We start from the raw sequence: 695 nt of genomic DNA on the forward strand, positions 1-695 counted from the left end.
TCTTCAGTTGCATCTAGCATTTGATTAATTTTTTCTTTTTTTACTTTTGCTACTTCATCAATTGCTTGTCTTGCTAAAGATTTTTTAACCACTTCTGGTTGTATATTATTGATCTCTGTATTTCCTGTTGTTTTTGCTTGATCCACTGCATCATTTGTTGTAGCTTGATCAATATTATCTTTTGCTTTTGTAGCTTCTTCATCTACTTTTTGTTTTGCTACTTCTTTTTCTTCTTCAGTTGCATCTGGTGTTTGATCTATAATTTTTTTCTTAGCAATTGCAGATTGGTCAATTTCATGTTTTGCCTCTACTTTTTTTATAATTTCAAGTTGGATTGTATTAATAACATTTATCCCTTTTGTTTTCGCGTTATCAACTCCATCATCATTTTCTGCTTCGTTGATATGAGTTTTAGCTTCTGTTAACGCTTGATCCACTTTACTTTTCGCTGCTTCTTTTTCTTCTTCAGTTGCTTCTTGCGTTAAATCAATAGTTGCTTTTTTAAGTTTAGCTAAATCATCAATTGCTTGTCTTGCTTCTGATTTTTTAACTACTGTCGGCTGAATATTATTTATCATTGTAGTGCTATTTTGTTCAACTTGATCTACGTCATTATTTGTTTTTGCTTGATCAATTCCATGTTTTGCTTTTATGACTTCTTCGTCAACTTTTGATTTCGCTGCTTCTTTTTCTTC

At 31.1% G+C, this 695-nt stretch carries 1 protein-coding gene; it reads right to left on the bottom strand.

The features are described from left to right. Window positions 1-695 (bottom strand): DUF1542 domain-containing protein (locus HMPREF2647_RS11320; protein WP_176746919.1); only part of this gene is annotated, 695 nt, incomplete at both ends.

The sequence above is a fragment of the Staphylococcus sp. HMSC035D11 genome (assembly GCF_001836075.1).
Taxonomy (GTDB): Bacteria; Bacillota; Bacilli; order Staphylococcales; family Staphylococcaceae; genus Staphylococcus; species Staphylococcus hominis.